Origin of the sequence: Rhodococcus sp. RD6.2, assembly GCF_001040705.1 — a bacterium.
GTDB lineage: Bacteria > Actinomycetota > Actinomycetes > Mycobacteriales > Mycobacteriaceae > Rhodococcus_G.
The window spans coordinates 733,062-755,774 of sequence record NZ_CVQP01000001.1 but is presented as its reverse complement, the minus strand read 5'-3'; the positions used below and the strand labels follow the sequence as shown (position 1 = coordinate 755,774).

The 22,713-nt window shown below is 69.0% G+C and carries 23 protein-coding genes; 9 read left to right on the top strand and 14 right to left on the bottom strand.

The features are described from left to right. Nucleotides 1-25: 25 nt before the first annotated feature. The 3 genes from RHCRD62_RS03375 to RHCRD62_RS03365 form a co-directional block, all read right to left on the bottom strand. The gene (locus RHCRD62_RS03375; protein WP_050063206.1) at nt 26-571 is read right to left on the bottom strand and encodes a PadR family transcriptional regulator; all 546 of its coding nucleotides are present in this window, start codon (nt 569-571) and stop codon (nt 26-28) included. A gap of 87 nt (nt 572-658) precedes the next feature. Beyond that, nucleotides 659-1,870 (bottom strand): amino acid deaminase/aldolase, encoded by a 1,212-nt coding sequence (locus RHCRD62_RS03370; protein WP_253277171.1) that lies wholly within the window; start codon nt 1,868-1,870, stop codon nt 659-661. Between the two features lie 50 nt (nt 1,871-1,920). Then, entirely contained in the window at nt 1,921-2,562 is a 642-nt protein-coding gene (locus RHCRD62_RS03365) for a TetR/AcrR family transcriptional regulator (RefSeq protein ID WP_050063205.1), read from the bottom strand. Nucleotides 2,563-2,639: 77 nt separating this feature from the next. On the opposite strand from RHCRD62_RS03365, the gene RHCRD62_RS03360 reads away from it, so the two are divergent. Beyond that, nucleotides 2,640-3,950, top strand: a complete 1,311-nt coding sequence (locus tag RHCRD62_RS03360) for a D-arabinono-1,4-lactone oxidase (RefSeq protein ID WP_050063204.1) — start codon at nt 2,640-2,642, stop codon at nt 3,948-3,950. Nucleotides 3,951-3,953: 3 nt separating this feature from the next. On the opposite strand, the gene RHCRD62_RS03355 is transcribed toward RHCRD62_RS03360, so the two are convergent. From RHCRD62_RS03355 to RHCRD62_RS03335, 5 genes are read right to left on the bottom strand one after another with little or no spacing between them, the layout of a single operon-like run. Next, nucleotides 3,954-4,919, bottom strand: a complete 966-nt coding sequence (locus tag RHCRD62_RS03355; protein ID WP_050063203.1) for an adenosine deaminase — start codon at nt 4,917-4,919, stop codon at nt 3,954-3,956. A 32-nt stretch (nt 4,920-4,951) separates the two neighbouring features. Beyond that, entirely contained in the window at nt 4,952-6,370 is a 1,419-nt protein-coding gene (locus tag RHCRD62_RS03350; RefSeq protein ID WP_084734043.1) for a DUF1254 domain-containing protein, read from the bottom strand. A gap of 15 nt (nt 6,371-6,385) precedes the next feature. Next, on the bottom strand, nt 6,386-7,183 hold the full coding sequence (locus tag RHCRD62_RS03345) for an enoyl-CoA hydratase/isomerase family protein (RefSeq protein ID WP_050063201.1): 798 nt from the start codon (nt 7,181-7,183) through the stop codon (nt 6,386-6,388). Nucleotides 7,184-7,188: 5 nt separating this feature from the next. Further along, entirely contained in the window at nt 7,189-8,691 is a 1,503-nt protein-coding gene (locus tag RHCRD62_RS03340; RefSeq protein ID WP_050063200.1) for an MFS transporter, read from the bottom strand. 31 nt (nt 8,692-8,722) lie between these two features. After that, nucleotides 8,723-9,316, bottom strand: a complete 594-nt coding sequence (locus RHCRD62_RS03335; protein ID WP_157050787.1) for a PadR family transcriptional regulator — start codon at nt 9,314-9,316, stop codon at nt 8,723-8,725. Between the two features lie 96 nt (nt 9,317-9,412). Between RHCRD62_RS03335 and RHCRD62_RS03330 the strand changes: the two genes are divergently transcribed. Together RHCRD62_RS03330 and RHCRD62_RS03325 are read left to right on the top strand one after the other, a co-directional pair. After that, a complete protein-coding gene (locus tag RHCRD62_RS03330; RefSeq protein ID WP_050063198.1) occupies nt 9,413-10,099 on the top strand; it encodes a GNAT family N-acetyltransferase in 687 nt (228 codons plus the stop codon). A gap of 52 nt (nt 10,100-10,151) precedes the next feature. Continuing rightward, nucleotides 10,152-11,180 carry a glutathione S-transferase family protein gene (locus tag RHCRD62_RS03325; RefSeq protein ID WP_050063197.1) on the top strand — a complete coding sequence of 343 codons (1,029 nt, stop codon included), beginning with the start codon at nt 10,152-10,154 and terminating at the stop codon, nt 11,178-11,180. A 99-nt stretch (nt 11,181-11,279) separates the two neighbouring features. Here RHCRD62_RS03325 and RHCRD62_RS03320 read toward each other — a convergent pair whose 3' ends face one another. Both RHCRD62_RS03320 and RHCRD62_RS03315 read right to left on the bottom strand, forming a co-directional pair. Then, on the bottom strand, nt 11,280-11,687 hold the full coding sequence (locus RHCRD62_RS03320) for a VOC family protein (protein ID WP_050063196.1): 408 nt from the start codon (nt 11,685-11,687) through the stop codon (nt 11,280-11,282). Next, nucleotides 11,684-12,535, bottom strand: coding sequence for a helix-turn-helix domain-containing protein (locus RHCRD62_RS03315; RefSeq protein WP_050063195.1), 852 nt, complete (start codon nt 12,533-12,535; stop codon nt 11,684-11,686). Before RHCRD62_RS03315 ends, RHCRD62_RS03320 begins: the two co-directional genes overlap by 4 nt. Before the next feature lie 101 nt (nt 12,536-12,636). Between RHCRD62_RS03315 and RHCRD62_RS03310 the strand changes: the two genes are divergently transcribed. The 3 genes from RHCRD62_RS03310 to RHCRD62_RS03300 all read left to right on the top strand — a co-directional run bounded on the left by RHCRD62_RS03310 (nt 12,637) and on the right by RHCRD62_RS03300 (nt 14,476). Further along, nucleotides 12,637-13,338: a YbdD/YjiX family protein gene (locus RHCRD62_RS03310; protein ID WP_050063194.1), complete on the top strand. Its 702-nt coding sequence runs from the start codon at nt 12,637-12,639 to the stop codon at nt 13,336-13,338. Nucleotides 13,339-13,345: 7 nt separating this feature from the next. Continuing rightward, the gene (locus RHCRD62_RS03305) at nt 13,346-13,759 is read left to right on the top strand and encodes a DUF6153 family protein (protein WP_050063193.1); all 414 of its coding nucleotides are present in this window, start codon (nt 13,346-13,348) and stop codon (nt 13,757-13,759) included. A 66-nt stretch (nt 13,760-13,825) separates the two neighbouring features. Continuing rightward, a complete protein-coding gene (locus tag RHCRD62_RS03300; RefSeq protein WP_050063192.1) occupies nt 13,826-14,476 on the top strand; it encodes a DUF305 domain-containing protein in 651 nt (216 codons plus the stop codon). 3 nt (nt 14,477-14,479) lie between these two features. Here RHCRD62_RS03300 and RHCRD62_RS03295 read toward each other — a convergent pair whose 3' ends face one another. From RHCRD62_RS03295 to RHCRD62_RS03280, 4 genes are all read right to left on the bottom strand, one after another. Continuing rightward, nucleotides 14,480-15,802, bottom strand: a complete 1,323-nt coding sequence (locus RHCRD62_RS03295; RefSeq protein WP_050063191.1) for a diacylglycerol/lipid kinase family protein — start codon at nt 15,800-15,802, stop codon at nt 14,480-14,482. A gap of 53 nt (nt 15,803-15,855) precedes the next feature. After that, the gene (locus RHCRD62_RS03290) at nt 15,856-17,622 is read right to left on the bottom strand and encodes an FAD-dependent oxidoreductase (protein WP_050063190.1); all 1,767 of its coding nucleotides are present in this window, start codon (nt 17,620-17,622) and stop codon (nt 15,856-15,858) included. A gap of 42 nt (nt 17,623-17,664) precedes the next feature. Further along, a complete protein-coding gene (locus RHCRD62_RS03285) occupies nt 17,665-18,651 on the bottom strand; it encodes an AurF N-oxygenase family protein (RefSeq protein ID WP_050063189.1) in 987 nt (328 codons plus the stop codon). 117 nt (nt 18,652-18,768) lie between these two features. Next, on the bottom strand, nt 18,769-19,917 hold the full coding sequence (locus RHCRD62_RS03280) for a YbfB/YjiJ family MFS transporter (protein ID WP_050063188.1): 1,149 nt from the start codon (nt 19,915-19,917) through the stop codon (nt 18,769-18,771). Between the two features lie 51 nt (nt 19,918-19,968). On the opposite strand from RHCRD62_RS03280, the gene RHCRD62_RS03275 reads away from it, so the two are divergent. From RHCRD62_RS03275 to RHCRD62_RS03265, 3 genes are read left to right on the top strand one after another with little or no spacing between them, the layout of a single operon-like run. Then, nucleotides 19,969-20,829 (top strand): LLM class F420-dependent oxidoreductase, encoded by an 861-nt coding sequence (locus tag RHCRD62_RS03275; protein ID WP_253277190.1) that lies wholly within the window; start codon nt 19,969-19,971, stop codon nt 20,827-20,829. A gap of 41 nt (nt 20,830-20,870) precedes the next feature. Further along, nucleotides 20,871-21,938 carry an ABC transporter ATP-binding protein gene (locus RHCRD62_RS03270; protein WP_050063186.1) on the top strand — a complete coding sequence of 356 codons (1,068 nt, stop codon included), beginning with the start codon at nt 20,871-20,873 and terminating at the stop codon, nt 21,936-21,938. Further along, nucleotides 21,935-22,693: an ABC transporter permease gene (locus RHCRD62_RS03265; protein ID WP_050063185.1), complete on the top strand. Its 759-nt coding sequence runs from the start codon at nt 21,935-21,937 to the stop codon at nt 22,691-22,693. The genes RHCRD62_RS03270 and RHCRD62_RS03265 overlap by 4 nt, the downstream gene beginning before the upstream one ends. The last annotated feature ends 20 nt before the right edge of the window (nt 22,694-22,713 follow it).

Here is a 22,713-nt window from a genome sequence, read left to right as displayed (position 1 = left end):
GCGGATGGCTACGCCATCAGCCCGGTCACTCGGGGACGGCCGCGAGAACGAACTCGCACCAGCGCACGTTCTCGGCCTCGAAGGCGATCCCTCGGGTCAGTGTCAGGTAGGACCCGATGCTCACACCGTCGGCGAGGAACGCATTCTCGGTCCGGCCGGCCAACAGGTACTCGCGTCGCTTCTCGTATCGCTCGAGCTTCGCCTCCGACGCTTCGAGCATGCGCTGGACGTTGGCCCGCACCGCGGGGGCGGTCTCGGTGTCCATCGCCTCGACCTGAACCAGCAACTCGTCGCGGATGGCAGTGGGTTTCGGTGACCGCGAGGCGAAGTCACGCAGCGCGGTTCTGCCGGCCTCGGTCAGCGTGTACATCCGCTTGTTGGGCCGCTTCTCCTGCTCGACGGTCCGGGCGACGATGAGGCCCGCTTCCTGCATCTTGTCCAGTTCGCGATAGAGCTGCTGGGGGGTGGCGGTCCAGAAGTTCGCGACGGTCACGTCGAACGACTTGGCCAGGTCGTATCCCGAGTACTCGCCCGTGGTCAGGGCGGCGAGGATCGCGTCTTGGAGCGCCATGCCCTCATGGTAGGCGACCAACGGTGACTATTCACCAAGTTGAATAGGCACCCTGCTGGACAGGATGTTCCCGCCGCCATATCTCGGTCAGCCGAAGCACTGCCCCTCACCGCGGTAGGTCGGGACCGTGGTGACGGCGCCACCCGCGTCGACGAGGTGGACGGTGGTGAACCGCTCGCACAGCTCGCCCGCCTTGGCGTGACGGAACCACACCCGGTCGCCGATCCGCAGCGCGGACGCCGCGAGACCCGTCACCGGCGTCTGCACCTCGCCCGCACCCTCGTTGCGAAGCAGCTTGAGGCCCGCGGGCCACACCGGGGTCGGCACCCGGGACGCACCCGCCGGACCGGACGCGATGTAGCCGCCGGAGAACAGCGTCGCGATCTTCGGGGTGGGGCGGCGCACCGCATCGAGCGCGAAGAACATCGCCGGGCGCGGCGTGAACGCCCGGTACCGGTCGAAGAGGGTGGGAACGAACAGGCCCGATCCTGCGGTGACCTCCGTGACCGCAGGGTCGGCCGAACTCACTTCCAGCGAACCGGTGCCGCCACTGTTGACGATCTCGAGCCGACCCACCACGGAGGTCACGGCGTCGACGACCGCGCCCCGGCGGGTGGACAACTCGGACGCGGACGCCTTCTTCACCAGTCGCACGGCGGCGCTGGAATCGGGCAAGCCGGCGATCTGAGCCTCGTAGAACATCACGCCGACGACCTTGAAGGCCCGGGACGCCGCCACCCGCGCCAGCGTGGCGGCGGCGTCGGGGGTGCGCAGCGGCGAACGCCGGACACCGAGGTGCACGGGTCCGATGCGCAGTGAGGCGTCCACGTCGAGGCAGAGCCGGGCGCCGGTGGCCCCCGCGGCGGCGATGACGTCGAGGTGCTCGGCGCAATCGACCATCAAAGTGATCGCCTGCCGGGCGTCCGCGTCGGAAGCGAGGTCGGCGAGGGCCGCACGGTCGACCGTCGGATAACCCATCAGGACGTCACGGGCGCCCTTCTCGACGAGCCACAGCGCTTCCCGCAGCGAATAGGCCATGATTCCGCGGAAGCCACCGGATTCGGTGAGTCCGGCCCCGAGAGCACGTTCGAGGACCGCGCGGGCGCGTACGGACTTGCTGGCAACCCGGATCGGGGTCCCCGACGCGCGCCGCACGAGGTCGGCGGCGTTGGCGTCGAGTGTCGGCAGGTCGACGGCGGCGAACGGCGCGTCGAAGGCGCTGGTCGCGGCGTCGAGCCGGGCGACGACCGCCTCGGTGGTCGTTTCGGCAGGGGCAGGGCGGTCGATTGTCGCGGACACGGAAGCAGTCAACCATCGAGTTGGACGACTGTCCATGACGAGTTGTCCTCTCAGACCTCGACGGCCTTTCCGGTGACCAGCTGCACCAGGTCGTCCAGCTCCGCGATCACCGCTTCACTGTCTCGTTCGACAAGCCACCGCAGGACGATGCCGTCGATGACGGCAAGCGCGAAGGTGGCCAGGTGGCCGACCGGCTCTGTCCACCGCATCCCGACATGTTCAACGGAGCGCTCGAGGAACTCGACGGCCTCGGCGTCCATCGTCGCGTACTGCTTCGCGGCGATCGAACCGGCGAGTTCGGCGCCCGCGGCCTGCTGCCGCAGCCCGTAGGCGGTGATCTCGTAGGTGAGCAACTGCCGGTTCGGCGTCGCCTCGATGATCGGCCACATGGCCGACAGTCCGCTGTGCAGGAGTTCCCGCAGTCCGCGCGGACCGCTCTGCGCCTCCTCGGTGCGCGCCTGCCCGAACGCGTACCGCAGTGCCTGGCTCAGCTGCAGGACGAGCGCCTCACCCATCGCCGCGACCAGCGCTTCCTTGCTCTCGAAGCAGTAGTGCACGACACCGAGGGACACCCCCGCATCCTCGGCGACAGCACGGATGGTCACGGAGCTGACTCCGCCCCGTTCCGCGATACCCATCGCCGATTCCACGAGTTGTGCGCGGCGTTCGTCCGCCGGGAGCCTGTTCAGCATTCGACAATCGTAAAACGTCCGGATGGGAATCCGTGCGAAGTGTTGACCTGGACGGACGTCCAGGTAATAGTGAGTGAATGGATTCACAGACCTGGCACAACTGGGCCAACAGCGCCGGTGCCACCCCGCGGCGGTTCGCCACTCCGAGTTCCGTCGCGGAACTGAGTTCCGAGATCACCCGAGCCGCGAGCGAGGGCCTGCACGTCAAGTGCGTGGGCGCGGGCCACTCGTTCACCCCCATCGCGGTGACCGACGGCGTGATGATCAGTCTCGACAACCTGCAGGGCATCGAATCCGTGGTGCCGAACGCCGACGGCGCCCTCGTGACTGCGCTCGCGGGCACCCGCCTCCACGAGCTCAACCCGCGACTGTGGGACCTCGGCCTCGCGATGATCAACCTCGGCGACATCGACGCCCAGTCGATCGCAGGCGCGATCGCCACCGGAACGCACGGAACCGGCGCCCAGTTCGGCGGCCTCGCCACCCAGGTCCGCGCCCTGCAGATCGTGCTGGCCGACGGCGCGATCGTCGACTGCTCACTCGAGGACAACCCCGAGCTGTTCCACGCCGCCCGCATCGGACTCGGTGCGATCGGCGTGATCGCCAAGATGACCCTGCAGTGCGCACCGGCCTACATGATGCGTGCCGTCGAGGCACCCGCGCGCCTCAGCGAGACGATGGCGAACCTGGACGAGCACGTTCAGGGGACCGACCATTTCGAGTTCTACTGGTTCCCGCACACCGACCGGGTGCTCACCAAGCACAACACCCGCCTGCCCCTCGACGCCTCACCCCGGCCGGTGAGCGCGGTGCGCTCGTTCATCGACGACGAACTTCTGTCCAACACGCTCTTCGAGGGTGTCAACCGGGTCGCCGCCCGCGTGCCGTCGGCGATCCCGAAGATCAACGACGTCACCTCCCGCGCGCTCGGCGCCCGCGAGTTCGTCGATCGCAGCTACCGGGTGTTCGCGTCGCCGCGACGTGTGAGGTTCCGGGAGATGGAGTATGCCGTCCCCGCAGAGGCCCTGCCCGAGACCCTGCGCGAGATCGACCGGTGGCTGGAGACGTCCGGATTCACCGTCGCCTTCCCCGTCGAGGTGCGCTTCACCGCAGCCGACGATCTCTGGATGTCGACGGCGTCGGGCCGCGACACGGCGTACGTGGCCGTGCACCAGTACCACCGACGCGACCACCGCCCGTACTTCGACGCGGTCGAGGCGATCGCCCGCGCCGCCGACGGGCGCCCGCACTGGGGAAAGATGCACTCGCGCAACGCAGCCGACCTGCGTCCGACCTACCGTCACTTCGACGAGTTCCGCTCGGTCCGCGACAAGTACGACCCGGAGCGGGTTTTCGACAACACCTACCTGCAGCAGGTACTCGGCTGAGAATCAGCCGCCGAGGAGTTGGGCCTTGCGACCCTCGCTCGCGAAGGACGCATGGATCGAGTTGTGCGCCAGCGTCTCCCGCTCCTCGGCAGTGAGGCCGATCGCGGCGACGAGGCCGGCGAAGTTGTCGTCGACGTAGCCGCCGAAGTAGGCCGGGTCGTCCGAGTTGACCGACACGTTCAACCCGGCAGCCAACATCGCCCGCAGCGGGTGGTCGGCGAGCGTGTCGATCACCCGCAGACGCACGTTCGACAGCGGACATGCGGTGAGCGGAATCCGCTCCCGGGCGAGGCGCCGCACCAGATCCGGGTCCTCCAGGCAGCGGATGCCGTGGTCGATCCGCTCGACACCGAGCAGGTCGAGCGCTTGGACGATGTAGTCCGGCGGGCCCTCCTCCCCGGCGTGTGCGACCACGTGCAGCCCGGCGGCGCGGGCCCGCGCGAACACGTCGACGAACAGGGACGGCGGATATCCGACCTCGGCCGAGTCCAACCCGATCCCGATGATCGGCGCTCCCACCGCCAGCAGGTCGGTCAGCAGAGCGTCGGCTTCCGGGACGGGACGGTCACGCAGGATCCCCGCGATGAGACCGCTGGTGACACCGAATTCGGATTCGCTCGACGAGACCGCGTCCGCGAGACCGTCGAGGACCTCGGACAGCGGAACGCCCCGCGCCGTGTGTGCCTGCGGGTTGAAGAAGATCTCCGCATGCCCCACCCCGGCGCGGGCGGCGCGCTCGAAGTAGGCGCGGGTCATGTCGGCGAAATCCTGGGCGGTCCGCAGCACCGCCATGTTCGCGAAGTACAGGTCCAGGAACGACTGCAGGTCGGTGAACTCGTAGCGGGAGCGCAGGTCGTCGAGGTCCGCGTACGGCAGCTCGATCCGATTACGCTGTGCCAGTTCGAGAATCAGCTCGGGTTCGAGCGATCCCTCGATGTGCATGTGCAGTTCTGCGAGCGGTGTCATCACGGGTTCCCGTCGTGTCGGTTCGAATGGTCGTGTCATTCGGCGGGCTGCACGACCGGTGGCGACCAGGACCGGTCGGTCGGCAGGTAGGCGCGCAGCATGAGGACGAACTCCCCCTCTGGTGCGGGCAGCCAGTTCGTCCTCCCCTCCGGCGGCGGCGAACTGGAGATCCAGACGTCGAGCGAGCCGTCGTCCCCGCGGACCAGGCCGGGGGTCCGGTCTCCGATCGCGTAGCGGGCAATGCTGTTGGGCACCAGGAACATGTCGGGCCCGTACAGCGTGATCGACCAGAATCCCCTCGGGTCGACCGGCGGCAGCTGGTCCGCGTCGAAGTGCAGCGCGTAGCCCGTCGACCCCCGCAGCGTCTCGCCGTCCGTGTCCTCGCGGGTGACGTGGTACATCGACTCCTCGGGCACGTTCGCTCCGAGACCGATCTTCGCGACCGTAGCCCGGTGCAGGTAGTCGGTGCCGTACCGCCCGGCGTCCTCGAGAGAGGTCCACGATCCGGCAGGGCCGTCCGAGCCCTCGGCGATCAGGTCGTCGAGGCGCTGACCGCCGATCTCCACTCCGGACGCGAGCGCGGCGACGTCCTCGGGATCACCCGTGCTCGGCGTCGCTCCGGGTGTGACGCCGAGCTGCGCGATCTCGTCGAGCAGCGGCGCATCCGCCTCGGGCGCCGGGTTGGCGGCGAGCACCGCGGCCAGCTCGTCGAAGAACTCCGGACCCGACGCCGCCACTGCCTGCGGAGCAGGGTTGTTCCCGCAGTCGTTCGGCGGCAACGGCGGGGGCGTCGTCGTGGGTGCGGGGCCGACCACCCGCATGGAGTACTGCTTCTGCGCGGCCTGCGCGGCGGGCTGGTCGTCCATGGACTCGACCAGGGTCCGTCCGATCATCCACGCGTCCCAGGTCGGCGACTCGACGACGGCGGTGCCGTCCGGTGTGACGGCGGCGGCGGCACCGTCGGGCGCCAACCCCGTCCATCCCGGCGGCACGATCAGGAACGACCCCGCGGACGAGCCGGTCTCCCTGGTCCCGATGTTTGCGAAGACGTTGCTGTAGATGTCGAGGAGCTGGAATCCGAAGTACCGCTCCCCCATGTCCGGATGCGCGAGCAGGATCGGCCCCGACCTCAGGTCGAGCCAGGCGACGGAGTACAGGGTGTCGACGTTGGGCGCGACGACGGTCCGCGAATCCGGTCCCGACATCTGCGGCTGGTTGTAGAGCTGGTTGATCGGCAACAGGCAGGTCATGTTGGCCCGCGTCCTGGTCAGCACCACCGGCGCGTACCCGTAGACGAAGCCGTCGGCGGCGGTCTCGGCGCGGTCGCGTTGCTCAGTTGCCGCGGCGTCCTCGGGGGACGACCCACACGCGGCGATCATTGCAGCACCGAGGATTCCGGCCGTCGTCGCCGCCACCATCCGGATGAACGACCGCCGTCGCACCTCACAACCCATGGTGACACTCTAGATTCACCGGCCCGTGTAGTGCGCCTTTCCCGGCCCCACCTTGAGGAAGCTGCGCACGGCACCGCGCAGGTCCTCGGTGCCGAACAGTGCGCCGGACACGTCGGGAGTGATCGAATCCGCGTGCGCCACACCGCCGGACCGCCACGCCTCGATGATCCGTTTGGTCGCGGCGTGCGCACGCGTCGGCCCGTCCGCGAGCCGCACGACGAGCGCCTTCGCCGCGGCGTCGACGTCGTCGTGGATCGCGTTGACCACACCCCAGGACCGCATCGTCTCGGCGTCGTAGAGGTCGCCCGTCATGACGAATTCACGCGCCCGGCCCGACCCCGCGCGTTCCGCGAGGCGCTGCGGGCCACCCATCGACGGCGTCAGCCCGACGACGGTCTCGACGAGGCCGAACTTCGCCTTCGGCGCGGCGAGGAGGATGTCGCATGCGAGGGAGATCTCGAACGCCGCTGTGAGCGTCAGGGCGTGCGCCGAGTAGACGACGGGGCACGGCAACGCCTCGATCTGGTGGATGATCTCGGCGAACAGGGTCCGCCACAGTTCGGCGCCCTGCTCCTCGGTGAGCCCGTCGAACAGGTGCACGTCGACACCCCCGGACACGACCCGACCCTCGGCCCGTAACAGCACGGCTCGCGGCGGCGCCGCCGTGAGCGCGTCGAGGTCGGCGGTGAGCGAGTCGAACATCGCGCGATCGAAAAGGTTCAGCGCCCCGTCGTCGAACGTCAGGACGGCGACCTCCGCGCCTGCGTCGGTGGTGATGCGTTCGAGCCGGGTGGGGCGTGCGGTGTCGGTCATGGATGTCAGCCTGCCACAGGGTCGGGCCGATCCTCCGATTCCCGGGCCGGGGCCCAGCCTGCGTTGTTCGTGGGACGCGAGAAGCACAGTGACGCAACGAAACCGACCAGCAGGACCGCGGCGGGAAGGAGCACCGACTGACTCATGGCCGAACTGAATCCGTCCTTGATGAAGTCGGGCATCGCGGTGGCCATGCCCTCGTGCGCGCCGCCACCGGAGGGCACGCCGTTCGCGGTGAGACGGGAGGTGATGAGCGCACCGATGCCTGCGCTGCCGAGCACCGCGCCCACCTGCCGTGTCGTGTTGTAGACGCCCGATCCCGCGCCCGCCTGATGCTGCGGCAGATTCCTGGTCGCGGTCGCCGCGAGCGGCGACCAGATGAACGCGTTGGCGACGCCCATCAGCGCGATCGGCAGCAGCAACTCCCAGATCGCGGTGTCCGGCTTCATCACCACCGCCAGCCAGGCCAGCGAGATCGAGAGCATCAGGAAGCCGGGCGCGGCGATGTAGCGCGGATGCGTGCGGTCGACCAGCTTGCCGACGTTCGGCGCGAGCACGCCCGTCAGCACCGCCATCGGCACCATCAGCAGTGCCGAGCCTGTCGGGGACAGGCCACGCACCGCCTGCGCGTAGAACATCAGCGGCAGCACCATCGCGGTGATCGCGAAGCCCATCGACGTGATCGCGATGTTGGCGAGCGAGAAGTTCCGGTCCCGGAACAGGTCCAGGGGCAGGAGTGGTTCGTCGTGGTTGCGGGACTGATTCCAGACGAACACGCCGAGCAGCAGGACACCGCCCGCGATCATCAGCCAGATCCGCGCCGACCAGTCGTAGGTGTTGCCCTCCTGCAGACCGAACACCAGGAAGAACATGCCGGCGGCACTGAGGATCACACCGGGGATGTCGAACTTGTGCTCGTGCGTCTCGAGCGTCGGGACGAACCGCATCGCGGCCACGAACCCGATGATGCCGACCGGCACGTTGACGATGAAGATCCACTGCCACCCGAGACCGTCGACGAGAACGCCGCCCGCGAGCGGGCCGACCAGCGTCGCGACGCCCGCGACAGCGCCCCACAGACCCATCGCGGTTCCGCGCTTGTCGGGCGGGAAGATTCGCGTGATGACCGCCATCGTCTGCGGCGTCATCAACGCGGCACCGAAGCCCTGGAACACGCGTGCGACGATCAGCATCTCGATGCTGCCGGACAGGCCGCACCACAGCGAGGCCGCGGTGAACAGGGTCAGGCCGAGGAGGTAGAGGCGTTTCGGCCCGAAGCGGTCACCGAGGCGGCCGGTGATGAGCAGTGGCACCGCATAGGCGAGAAGGTATGCGCTGGTCACCCATACGACGCTGTTGATGTCGGTCTCCAGGCTTTCCATGATCGCCGGGTTCGCGACCGCGACGATCGTGGAGTCCACGAGGATCATGAAGAAACCCAGACACAGCGCCCACAGCGCGGGCCACGGCCTGATGTCTGTGCGCTGGGCGATCTCGGTCTCTGTCATGGTTCGTTCCCTGTCTGTCGGGTGAGGCGGGTCAGGTCTGTTGCGGGGCCGGCGTCGGACATCCGTCCGATCCCACCCACGGCAGCGCGCCGCTGCGGAGTTCGTCGACGGTGGCCAGCAGCCAGTCGATCTCGGTTCGCGTCATCGCACGCTGGTAGTCGACGTGGAACCAGAAGGCCCGCGGTTTGCCCGGCGCGACAACCGCGGCACGGTAGGCGTCGAGGGTGTCGAGATCGTGTTCGAGCAGCGCGATGCGTTCGAGGAGCAGTCGGGCGACGGTGTCGCCGTCGAGGTTGTGCGCTTCGGCGAGGGCGAGCGGGAACTGCGGATACTCGCGGGCCGGTGTTCCGAGCATCTCCGTCACGTGCGCTGTCAGGGTGCCGCGCCCGGTGTCGGTGATCGTGTACGTGGTGCGTTCCGGCCGGTTGCCGTCGCGATCGGTGCCGATCACGGTGACCAGTTCGTCGCGGTCGAGGCGGGCGACCGTGTGGTACAGCGAGCCGGGTCGGAGCTTGACGAGACGGTCCCGGTGTCGCTGCCGGAGGAGCTGGACCATCTCGTACGGATGCATGTCGCGCTCGTTGAGGAGTGCGAGGACGGTGATCGCGAGAGGCGTGACCGTCACGGTCACCTCCCTTCCATCAAATAGTCCAGACGGAATATACGGCGTGGAGCAACTGGGCGGCAAGCCCTCCGACTCCGGTACCGATAGCGTCGACGTGTGGACTCGCACCAACTCGACATCGTCTCCCTCGCCTGGTGCCGGGAACTCGGCCTGCCGCACGACGCACTACGCCGACCCGGTACCCGCACCGTACGACCGGACACCGACACCGTCCGGTTCGTCCGCCTCGGCGACGCGAGTGCACTCGTCGGACCCGAATGGCTGCTCGACCGTGCCGCCGACCTTGACGACGACACCCTCGCGGCGCGCGCGACGCTCGTCGAACTCACCCGGGACCACCGCGGCCGCGTCGCCGGCCCCCGCCTGCTCTCGTTCGCCGGACAGGTCGGCGGCGACGTCGACGCCGAGGACCCCCTCGTCTCCCACGACCTGCAGCACGTGCAGGCACTGGAGGCGCTGTGCCCACCCGACGACGTCGCCGAAGCACGCCTCACCAGTCGTCGCGCCTGGTTCACCGTCGTCGACGAGACCCGCAGGCCGCTCGCAGGCGCAGGCTACGACGAGTGGCAGGGCATCGTCGCGCGCATCGGAGTCCTGACCGCACCGCAGTTGCGGCGTCGCGGCCACGGATCGGTCGCCGGGCGACTGTGCACCAACGACGCCATCGACGAGGGCATGATCCCGCAGTGGAGCAGCCACCCCGAGAACACCGCGTCCCGTCGGCTCGCCGCACACCTCGGATACGAGGAACTGGGCTCGGTCACCGAAGTCGCGCTGCCCTGAACACACGCGTCATCACCTGACGGACCACCTCGTGCGCCGTAACGTAGCCGGGGTGACCGAAGAGAACAGCACCAGTGGCGCCTACGTCGAACCCGGCAAGGAGTTCGTCCGGGACACCCGGTACATCGAAACCCGGATCACCGCCGACGGACGCGACGGCTACCCCGTCGAACCCGGCCGCTACCGACTCGTCGTCGCTCGCGCGTGCCCGTGGGCGAACCGGGCGATCATCGTCCGCCGACTGCTCGGCCTCGAGGACGTGCTGTCGATGGGCATGTGCGGACCCACTCACGACAAGCGCAGCTGGAGCTTCGATCTCGACCCGGGCGGCGTCGACCCGGTCCTGAAGATCCCCCGACTCCAGGACGCCTACTTCGCCCGCGACCCGCAGTACCCGCGCGGCATCACCGTCCCCGCGATCGTGGACGTCCCGACCGGCAAGGTCGTCACCAACAACTACCCTCAGATCACCCTCGACCTGTCGACGGAGTGGAAGCAGTATCACCGCGCCGGTGCCCCCGACCTCTACCCCGAGCACCTGCGCGCCGAGATCGACGAGGTCGCCGACCTGGTGTTCCGCGACGTCAACAACGGCGTCTACCGGTGCGGGTTCGCCGGGTCGCAGGAGTCGTACGAACGCGCCTACGATCGCCTGTTCGCGCGACTCGACTGGCTGACGGACCGCCTCGCCACTCAGCGATTCCTGGTGGGCGACACCATCACCGAGGCCGACGTCCGCCTGTTCACGACCCTCGCGCGGTTCGACCCCGTCTACCACGGCCATTTCAAGTGCAACCGGTCGAAGCTCGACGAGATGGACGTCCTGTGGGCGTACGCCCGAGACCTCTTCCAGACACCCGGATTCGGCGACACGATCGACTTCACCCAGATCAAGCAGCACTACTACATCGTGCACACCGACATCAATCCGACGCAGATCGTGCCGAAGGGCCCCGACCTGTCCGGCTGGCTGACGCCCCACGGCCGGGAGTCGTTGGGCGGCAGGCCGTTCGGGGACGGCACCCCGCCACCTCCCCCGAAGCCCGCCGAGGTCGTGCCCGCGGAGCACTGGGCGCGCTGAGCGACTGCCCCATCCCGACCGCCACCCCACCCTCGCCCGACGTGGTCGGGTGGCGCAGGGATGCGGCGGGCGGAGCGGAGTGCGATACGGGCGGACGGACTACTCGCCCGCGTAGGTGCCGAAGCTCCAGAACACGCCTTCCGGGTCGCGGCAGGTGAACCCGCGTGAGCCGTAGTCCTCGTCGGTGAGGCCCTTCACGATCGTCGCACCCGCGGCGCGGGCGCGGTCGTGAAGCTCGTCGGGGCGGTCGGTGACGAGGTAGACGGACCCGACGCCGGTCGGCAGTTCGGCGAGAACCGAGTCGTCGCGACGGCTGCCGAGCATGATGCCGCCGCCCTCGGGCCAGTCGAGTTGGGCGTGATCGACGCGATCGCCTTCGCCGTACACGGCCTTCTCTACGAATCCGAACACGCCGACGAGGAACGCGATGGCCGTTCGGGCATTCGCGTAGGTGAGCGTGGGCCAGACGTGGGTGACGGTCATTGTGGTACTCGATTCTGTGGTCATGCCCTCGACGATGCGCGCTGCAGGTCCTCGGCGTCTTGTACGAGTGGGAACTGTTCGTCGGCCCGCCAGGTCGACGGGGGAACACCGGCGAGTGAGCGCCACTCGCGGGCGAGGTGGGACTGGTCGGCGAATCCGCAGTGCGCAGCGACTGCGGCGAGGGTCATGCCGGGCGACCTGCGCTGGAGCCGTTTGGAGCGGTCGAATCGGGCGACCCGCATGGCGTCCTTCGGTCCGATCCCGTACTCGGCGGTGAACCGGGTGATCAGGTGACGTCGACTCCAGCCGACGTCGTGGGCCACGTCGGTGACGCGCGGGGCGTCTGGGCCGGTGAGCAGGTGCCAGGCCCGTTGCAGGTGGGGGTCGATCGACGACTCGCCGCCGGACGCTCGGCGGAGCAGGATCTCGTCGAGGATCGCGAACCGCCGTGGCCACAGCGGCTCAGCTGCGATCCGGTCGACGAGTTCGGTTGTGTCCGAACCGAGTACATCGCCGAGATCGACGATCCAGGCACCGAGCGCTGCCGAGGGAACGCCGAGCAGCGCTCGGGACCCGGCCGGCGTCAGCGCGAGTTGGATGCCGTGCTGATTGCCGTCGTGCGCGATGGTGACGGCGGTGGTCGCGAGCCCGCTGGCGAGCGCGCCCCACGACCCTTCCGACTGATCGGGATGAGAGGTGGTGGTGATGACGACGGGCGCGTCCAGGGACAGTACGACCGTCACCTCCGGGGCGGGTGTACCCAGATGAAGGCCCGGCCCGTACCCGACCAGTCGGTAGCCTTCGTACGGCCCGAGGTACGGCCGCAACGGCGTGGCGGGCGCGGCCCGCATCCCCTCGGAGACACCGGTCACCCTTCCGAGGCTAGCCGGGTGTCCGGAACAATCGCGACAAGCCGGGCGTTGGGATTGTGTTCGGCGGCCGCCCGTGCGCATCCGAACAGGAGGATGGACCCATGAACATCACCGAACGCGTGGAATCGGCGATCGCGTCCCTACTCGACAACGGCACCCGGCTGCAGGGGCCTGCCGTCGAGACGTATGTGTCGCGGTTGCGGCGCGCACATCCCGACGAGACGCCGCAGCAGATCGTCGAGCGGCTCGAGCGGATGTTCCTGACGGCGGTCACGGGCAGCGGCGGTGCGGTCGGTGCCGCGGCGGCGGTCCCCGGGATCGGAACCGTGGGGTCCATCGCGGCCGTCAGCGCTGAGACGGCCTTCTTCCTGGAGGCGAGCGCACTGTTCACCCTCGCGGTGGCGTCGGTCCACGGAATCCCGGTCGAGAACCACGAGCGCAGGCGCGCACTGGTGCTGTCCGTCGCGCTGGGTGCAGCGGGCATGGAGATCGTCGAGAAGGCAGTCGGCACCACCACGAAGAACTGGGGACTGCTGCTGTCGGGGAAGCTGCCCGCGCAGACGATGACCGGCATGAACCAGACCCTGCTGCGGACGTTCGTCACCAAGTACGCGGCCAAGCGCAGCGCGTTGATCCTCGGCAAACTCGTTCCCGCGGGTATCGGCGCCGCGATCGGCAGCATGGGCAACCGGACGATCGGCAAGGGGGTCGTCGCGAACGCCCGTGACGCGTTCGGTCCCGCGCCGGCCCACTGGGTGATCACCGTCGAGGCATATCCCGATGCCTACCCCCAGGGGGTATGATCGTGGCATGACCCGGGACATTCAGTCGAGTACGGGGCCGCGCCGCGCGGTCCTGTTGCTCGCCATGATCCTCGGGATACTGGCCATGCACCATGTGGCGACCGCGATGCCGGTGTCGAGCCACGACTCCGCCCACGACATAGCCGCCGCGGCCGTCGTCGACGCCGTCACCGACCCCGCGATGCCCGACCACGAGGGCGGCGGAGGCCACGGCGGTGACCAGCACATGTTCGCCGCGTGCCTGGCCGTCGTGTCGGCGGGCGTTGTCCTGGTTCTCGTTCTGCTGCTGTTCGGGACGTTCACCGGTACCGGCATCGGGGGCGACCGACGACGCGTGATCCCGGTCCGCTCGGGACGTGGACCGCCGTTCGCTCGGCCGACCTCGACCCGTCTCGCAGCTCTCTGCCTCCTTCGGGTCTGACAGGGCCACTGCGCCGTGCGCGCAGTCCGGTCCCATCGGAAACACTCGTAAGTAGAAGGCAGACAAATGAACACACGTACCAGGACCGCCGTATTCGTCGCAGCCGTTGCCGCGGGCGCGCTGATCGTCGCGGGCTGCAGCAACGACGACAACCAGGGTCATTCGATGGACTCGATGGACTCGATGGGCTCGATGTCGATGACCATGTCGGCGCAGCCCTCGGAGAATTCCTCCGACCGGAATGCCGCCGACGTGATGTGGACTCAGATGATGATTCCGCATCACCAGCAGGCGGTGGAGATGGCCGCGCTTGCGCAGGGGCGCACCGACAACGCGGAACTGCTGGAGTTGGCCTCGCAGATCCAGGCCGCGCAGGACCCCGAGATCGAGCAGATGACCGGCTGGCTCACCGCATGGGGCGAGCCGACGATGATGAACGAGGGCATGGACCACTCGTCGATGGGCACCATGGGTCAGATGGGAGACATGGGCGGCATGATGACCGCCGAGGACATGGCCCGTCTCGAGAACTCCACCGGCGCCGAGTTCGACCGGGCGTGGCTGGAGATGATGATCGCCCACCACCAGGGCGCGATCGACTCCTCGCAGCAGATCCAGGCGAACGGCCGCAGTGAACAGGTCGACGAACTGGCAGGGAAGATCATCTCCGGCCAGCAGGCCGAGATCGAGCAGATGAAGTCCATGCTCGGGCAGTAGCAGTCAGGTGGCGCGTCCCCAGGCGAGTGCACGAAGGCGAACCCAGTCCAGGGTCACCTTCGGGGGACGCGCCCCCGGCCGGTTCCGCGGCACCCGCACCCGCAGTGCGCCGGGGACGACGACGCAGTGGACCGGCGTCCGGATCATCAGGGACTCCCCGTCGACACCCACCGGGATCTCGTCGACGTCGGCGTCGATCTCGGCGGCGGTGACGGCCAGCTGCGTCAGGCCGCGTTCGTGCGTGCGACCGAACAGGCCGACGGCGTCCCGGGCGCTGTTGACGGACACCGTCACCACGCCGAGCACACCGTCGTCCAGCGCGGTCCGCTGTCCGAGCCCCGCGAGATCGTTCGTCCGGTACGTGCCGTTGCTGACCAGAATCGCCTTCGGGCCGTCGACGGTGACATTGCCGGCTCGCACCGTGAGCCGGGCGCCGCCACCCTCACCGAGGAGATCCGGCAGCATCCGTAGCACGGTGCCGCGCTTGTCGTCCCGGTAGGCGGGGCTGCGCACGATCTCCGCGTACACCCCGAACGAGGCGTTGTTCACGAACGCCCGGTCCCCGAGCTTGCCGAGGTCGACGCGGATCTCGACGCCGTCCCGCAACGCGTCGAGGCAGGCGACGGGGTCGCCGCGGTCGAGGCCGAGATCGAGTGCGAAGTGGTTGCGGGTGCCCGCACTGACAACGAGGAACGGCAGGTCGTGCTCGGCGGCGACCGCGGCGACGAGGGCCTGCGTGCCGTCGCCGCCCGCCGCGCCGAGCAGGTCGGCGCCTCGGGCGACCGCCTGCCTGGCCAATTCCGCGACATCGATGATCTCGGGTCCGTCGAGGAGCGCCACCTCCGCGCCGAGTTCCTCGGCCCGTCGGACCAGATCATGCTTGACGACGGTGCCGCCGCCGGAGTGCGGATTCATCACCAGGAAGGGACGTTTCGGTGGCGGAACGTCGTGCTCCACCACCAAGCGCTCCTGCCCGCCTTCACCGAGCGCGAGGCGACCGCACGCGCCCGCGACGACCACGGCTGCCGCGACCACCAGCACGACCCACAGCAGGTTCTGCTGAACGAACAGAATCAGTACCGCGATCGGCGTCAGCAACGCCACCGCGAGGCAGATCCATCGCGCCACGCCATGGCCCGTGAGGAACCAGTAGCCGAACGCGACCATGATGGCGACCCCACCGAACGCCGACGCGAGCAGAGCCAGCGTGCCGAACAGTCCGGCAACGACGACGGGCAGCAGAACTGCGACGATCAGCGCGGCGAAGGCAACCCGCGCCCACCAGCGTCGTGCTCGGATGGAGCGCTCTCCCGTGATGGTTCCCATCGGACGATTCTCCGCCGCGGGTAGCGGTGCCGCACCCCGACGCGCGGACCCGCTCAGGATGAAACGAGCGGACCTTTGCGTCGCAGCAGGGTTGTCCGATTCCGGACCGCGGGAGCCTCGGCGGTGCGTGCCAGTGCGACGAGTTCCGCCTCGTCGGTGATCTTCACCCGGACCCGGCCCGACTCCGCGCCCCGGCGGCGTTCCTCTGCGTCGATGACCTGCCATCCGGCCCGGTCGATGACCGCGGGCTGCCGCTGTCCGACCAGGTTGCGGAGTGCCGCCGCGTCCGCCGTCGGTCGCGCCAGCAGTCCGGCGTTGAAGTCGTCGACCAGGTGCCGCACCGTGACCTGCGCGCAGGACTTGTTCGTGCCGATGAATCCGCTGGGACCCCGCTTGATCCAGCCGGTGGCATAGACGCCCGCGGCGATGGCACCTCCCGGTGCATCGAGGACGCGGCCGTCCTCGTTGGGGACGACTCCCCGGCTGTCGTCGAACGGCACCCCGTCGATCGGCACCCCGCGATAGCCGATCGAGGTGAGGACCAGTCCGGCGTCGATCGTCTCGGTGTCGGCGGTCGCCTTGACCTGGACGGTGCCGTCGTCGCCGACGACGATCTCGTTGCGGGCGAACGTGATTCCCGTGACGTGATCGTCGCCGACGATCTCCGTGGGTGAGAGCAGGTAGCGGAAGACGATGCGGCGCCGTCCCTCGGCGGGCTCGGTGAGCTTCGCGAGGAGTCGCAGCTTCTGCGTCACGGCGTGGTCGAGTTCACCGCGCTCGGCGAGCCCCTCCGAAACCGGATCGAGCCCGGCCTCGTCCGCCGGGACGACAACGTCGACGTCCGGCGCGTCGAGCAGGCCCGCGAACTCCGGAACGGTGAACGCCGACTGCGCGAAACCGCGACGCGCCACGATCACGACCTCCTCGACGCGACTGGCCCGCAACGCTTCCAGCGCGTAGGGCGCGATGTCGGTGCCCGCCAAGGTGTCGGGGTCGGTGGTCAGGATGCGGGCGACGTCGAGCGCGACGTTGCCATTGCCGACGATGACGGCCCGACGATGTGAGAGGTCGTAGCGGTCGTCCGCGTGATCGGGATGCCCGTTGTACCAGGCGACGAAGTCGGTGGCCGAGGTACTGCCCGGCAGGTCCTCCCCCGGCACACCGAGGGTGCGGTCACGGGACGCACCGACCGCGTAGATCACCGCATGGTGGTGCGCCAGCAACTCGTCGTGGGTGACGTGCCGACCGACCTCGACGTTGAGGAAGTACTCGAAACCGGCCTGCTCGGAGATCGTGTCGTACAGCCGGGCCACCTGCTTGGTCTTCTGGTGGTCGGGCGCGACCCCGGCGCGAACGAGCCCGTGCGGCACGGGAAGTCGATCGAACACGTCGACCGTGACGCCCGGCTGGGTGAGCAGTTCGTCGGCCGCGTACATCGCCGCCGGACCCGACCCGACGATTGCCACGCGCAGTGGGCCGCGCTTCGCGTCGACCCGAGGCGCCGCGGTGACCCTCGCGAGCGCGGGACGAGTCGCGCTGCCACCGATGCGGGACCGGTCCTCGTGGGGTTCCTTGTAGTAGTCGGCGTTGATCTGCAGGTACTGAACCTGGGGCTCGGTCAGCTTCTTCTGCGGCACGATCGCGTCGACCGGGCATGCCGACACGCAGGCACCGCAGTCAACGCACGCGGCCGGGTCGATGTGCAGCATCTCGGCCGTGAGGAAGTCGGGTTCGTCCGGCGTCGGGTGGATGCAGTTGACCGGGCAGGCGTAGACGCACGAAGCGTCGCTGCAGCAGGACTGGGTGACGACGTGGGGCATGGCGAGGTGTTCCGATCTGGTGTGGTCGGGTGCGGCGGGCGGTCAGGCCGCGCGGCGGACCGGTTCGCTGCGGAAGCGCGAGACGTCGCCGTCGATCTTGCAGGCCTTCCACACCCGCTTCGAGAAGCGGTTCATCAACCCTGCGTCCTGCGCGAGCATGCGCACGTCGCCGAAGTAGTTGCGCAACATCGCCCGGGTCTCGGGGCTGCCCCAGAAGAGTTCCTTCCGCACCGACTTCGGGATGTCGAACCGCTTCCAGAACGACTTCGGCGGCACCACGATCGCGTCGCAGAGGATACGCATCGTGATCGGCATCGCGATGGAGAGCGCGAAACGTCCGACGCGGGACATCTGCGGCACCCGGCGATTCAGGTACTGATGGGCGAACGAGATGTGGCGAGCCTCTTCGGCGACGTGGATCGCCATCACGCTCTTCATGATCGGATGCATGTTCCCGCTGCCACGCAGGAACGTCTTCTGGATGTGGTCGATGGGCTCTTCACCGGCGAGGACGCCGACGAAGAACAGCTCGGGCAGAGGTCCCGCCGCGAGCGGGATGAACGGGGACAGGCCCCGAAGCACCGGACCCATTCCGGGGGCGTCGACGCCGATGCGGTTGACCATCTCCTGGAACATCAGGGTGTGGTTGCCCTCTTCGATGCACTCGTGGGTGCAGTACCGGTACTCGGCGGAACCGTTGGGCAGGGAGAAGACGTACTGGGTCATGCCGCGAATGAGGATGTTCTCGAACTGCAGACCGACCTTCGCGACGTTGGCCTGCCGCCACATGCCGATCTCGATCTTCTTCTCGTCGGGCAGGGCCTGGTACCAGGGGTGCGAGCCGAGAGGATCGTCCTGCGGGTTGAGGATCCAGCGCGGGTCGTTCGGGGTGACCGCGAACTCGGGCGAGTCCCAGGCGATGTCGACGTAGGGGTCGAAGTGCTTGTCCACGGATGCCTCGGACAGCCGACGCAGGACGTCGTCGTAATCGGCCTGGTCGAGGTCGTTCCGAGTCGTAGACAGTGTCATCGCTACTCCCGTGTGTGGTGCCGAGCAGTGGATGGGCCGGTGGCCCGCAACACGAGTAACTGTAACTGCTAGTTTCATTCAAATCCAGGGGTCGGCCGAAATCCCTGCGACCAGCGCCTACACCGCGCGATCGGCTCGCAACACCGGAATCATGCAGAGGGCTCCCGCCGCGATCACCGCCGCCGCGAGGCCGAGCGCGGCGGCATAGCCGCCACCGAGCAGGGGCGCGACGGCCAACGGCCCGAGCACCTGCCCGAGCCCGTAGACAGAGGTGAGGATCGCGGCAGCACGCGGTCCGGCCAGTCGCGCACCCTCCCCCAGCGCGAGCATCACGATCGCGATCATGGTGCCGCCGAAGCACAGGGCGGCGACCATCTGGACCGCGCCGTCGCCGATCACCGCGGACACCGCGACCGCCGCGGCCTGCACGACCAGTGCCACCGTCATCATCGACGCGGGCGAGTACCTGCGGGCCAACCGCATCCACAACACGCACGAGGGCACCACCGCGACACCGACCGCGATCCACACCGCCGACCCGAGCCAGTGCGCCGATCCGGAGGCGGCGACCGCGGCGACCAGGAACGTCGCGGACACGATGTATCCCATGCCTTCGCAGAAGTAGGCCGCGGTCAACCACACGAAGCCGCGCCGCCCGGCCCGGGACTCCGCGGGCCGCGGCGCCGCCGTGTGCTCCACCGTCCGAGGTTCCCCCGGCAACGTCCAGGCAGCGACAGCGAGGACAGCCGCGAGGACGGCCGACACCAGCCACGCGACCCGCCAGTCCGCGGTCTCCCCCAACACCAGGACCGCTGCCGCCGACAGCACGATTCCGCCGCCGACACCGCCGAACACCCACCCGACCCCGTCGCCGTCGGCGCGGACCCGTTGGTGCGCGACCCGGGTCGTGAACACGAACACCGCGGCACTCGCCGCGCCCGCCACGAACCGCAGCACCAGCCACGCCGTCACCGACTCGGTGGCCGCCATCACGGCGATCGTGGCGACCAGCGTCACCAGCGAGATCCGAAGCGACAGCACGGACTGCGCGATGCGGTGCACCGCGATGGCGGCGACCGCGCCCGCCAGGTAGCCGAGGTAGTTCGCGGTGGCCAGCGTCGCGGCCGACTCGGGACTCAGGCCCGCCTGGTCGAGCATCAGCGGCAGGATCGGAGTGAAGGCGAACCGACCCAATCCCATCGCCACCGACAGCGCGACGAACGCCCGCGCCACCACGAACCGATCACGCATGCCAGCCTCGACCATTCGTCACACGCTACGACCGGAATGAGTTTCGGCCGACGGCGGTTACAAGTGATCGTGACCACCACCACACCAACACCCGACCTCGGACGATTCGGCGTCTGGCGCCACGCCTACGGCCTGACACCCGATTTCGTGTCGACCCTCGAGAGCTTCGGCTACGGCACCTTCTGGCTCGGCGGATCACCGCCCGCGGATCTGAAGATCCCCGAGCAGGTCCTCGACGCGTCCAGCACACTCGTCGTCGCCACCGGCATCACCAACATCTGGACCGCGCCAGCGGCCGAGGTCGCCGAGTCCTTCCACCGACTCGAGGCCAAGCACCCCGGCCGATTCCTCCTCGGCATCGGCGTCGGCCACCCGGAGGCGTCGCAGGACGTCTACCGCAAGCCCTACGACGCGGTGGTCGAGTACCTCGACGTCCTCGACGACGCGGGCGTTCCAGCGTCGCGCCGCGTCCTGGCCGCCCTCGGTCCCCGCATGCTGAGACTCGCCGCCGACCGCTCGGCGGGCGCACACCCCTACCTGACCACGCCGCAGCACACCCGGGAAGCCCGCGAACTCCTCGGTCCCGGTGTCCTGCTCGCACCCGAGCAGAAGTTCGTGCTCGACACCGATCCGGTCGCGGCCCGCGAGGTCGGCCGCCCGCCGGTGGCCAATCCGTACCTGCACCTGCGCAACTACGTCAACAACCTCAAGCGCCTCGGCTTCACCGACGCGGATGTCGCGAACGGCGGCAGCGACGCCGTCATCGACGCCCTCGTCGCGCACGGTGACGCCGTCACCGTCGCCGCCCGAATGCACGACCACCTCGACGCGGGCGCCGATCATGTCTGCGTGCAGTCGCTTCCGCCCACCGGTGACGCGCTGCCCCCGCTCGGCGAACTCGCCACCGCACTGGGCCTGCGCGGGTAACCAGCGCCGATCGACCCGGCCGGACACATTAGGGTTCTGGCATGAATGCTGGAGTTCCGGCCATCGAGGCCGTGGGCCTGACGAAACAGTTCGGCCCCTCGCATGCGGTCTCGAACCTCAGTTTCCAGGTTCCCGCCGGGTCGATCACCGGGTTCGTCGGCCCGAACGGTGCCGGGAAGACGACGACCCTGCGGATACTGCTCGGTCTCGTCGCACCCACCTCGGGCCACGCCACGATCGGCGGCGTCCCGTTCCGAGACCTGACTCACCCGGCGCGAACACTCGGTGCGGTGCTCGACTCCCTGAGCGTGCACCCCAAGCGCACCGCGCTCGACCACCTCCTCATCTATGCGGCGGCGATCGGCGTCCCCGACGGGCGGGCCCACGAGGTGCTGTCGCTGGTCGGACTCGCCTCCGCCGCGCACCAGAAGGTGGCGACGCATTCCCTCGGCATGCGGCAGCGACTCGCGCTCGCGACGGCACTGCTCGGCGACCCGCAGATTCTCGTCCTCGACGAACCCGCCAACGGCCTCGACCCCGAGGGGATGGCCTGGCTGCGCGAGTTCATGCGCGCCTTCGCCGCTGCCGGCCGCACCGTGCTGGTGTCGAGCCACCTGCTGCGAGAACTCGAACAGTCGGTGGATCGCCTGGTGATCGTCAACCGCGGTTCGCTCGTCTACCAGGGCGAGATGGAGGAACTGCGGGCACGCCACAGCGCGCGGGTGTTCGTCACCAGCTCCGATCCGTCGGCACTGGCACTCGCGCTCGCCTCGCAGGGCCTCACCGACGCGCAGATGATGCCCGACGGCCGGCTGGCGGTCCGGGGAGCGCCGGTCCCGACGATCGCCGCCGTCGCGGTCTCGGCGGGGGTGACGGTGTTCGGTGCCGACACCGAGAACGTCGACCTCGAACAGGTCTTTCTCGCGATGACGTCGGGACAGTACGCGGCGCAGCAGTTCGCGGCACCCACCCAGTTCCCACCCGCACAGTTCCCACCCGCACAGTCCCCGCCTGGCGGATATCCGCAGGTGCCGCCTCCCGGCTACCCGACTCAGGGGCCGCCACCCGGCCAGTACCCGCCCACCACCCATCCCGGAGGTCCTCGATGAGCACCCTGGTCACCTCCGAACTTCGCAAGGTCCTGACGCTGCGCTTCTGGTGGGCGCTCGCGTTGCCGCCCCTGTTCATCGCCCTCTTCACGGGGGCGATCTACGGCACCGTCGCCGAAGGTCTCGATTCGCTCGACTCGTCGGACCCGGTCGCCGCCGCGACGATCGCCCTGATGATCGCGATGATGGCCACCTCGCTGGCCGCCGCGGTGTTCGGTGCGGTCAACGCGGGCACCGAGTTTCGTCACCACACCTTCACCCCCACCTTCCTGACCACCCGCGGACGCGATTCGGTTCTCGCCGCGAAACTCGGCGTGACCGCCCTGTTCGGATTCGGCTACGCCGTCGCGGTCGAAATCGTCACCGTCGCCTGCATGCTCGTCTTCGGCGGCGACAACGTCAGCATCGGTTCGGAGATCCTCGCGCTGCTCCCAGTCGCCGCCGTGGTCACCGCCCTCTGGGCCCTGATCGGGGCGGGCCTGAGCCTGCTGTTCGCGTCGTCCACCGCGGCATCGGTGACACTGCTCGCCTGGTTCCCCGTCGGGGAACTGATCGCGGGAGCGATCCTGCGCAACGTCGGCGCCGAGGACACCGTCGGCTGGCTACCCGGGGCACTGACCCTGTCGACGCTGACCTTCCCCGCCGGGATCGAGTGGTTGCCGCCGTGGCAGGCATCGCTGGTCGGGCTGGCCGTGTGGACGGCCGCCGCCGTGGGGCTGGGTTGGTGGACGACGAGGCGCCGCGACATCACCTGACTCCGTCGGGGCGTCCGACA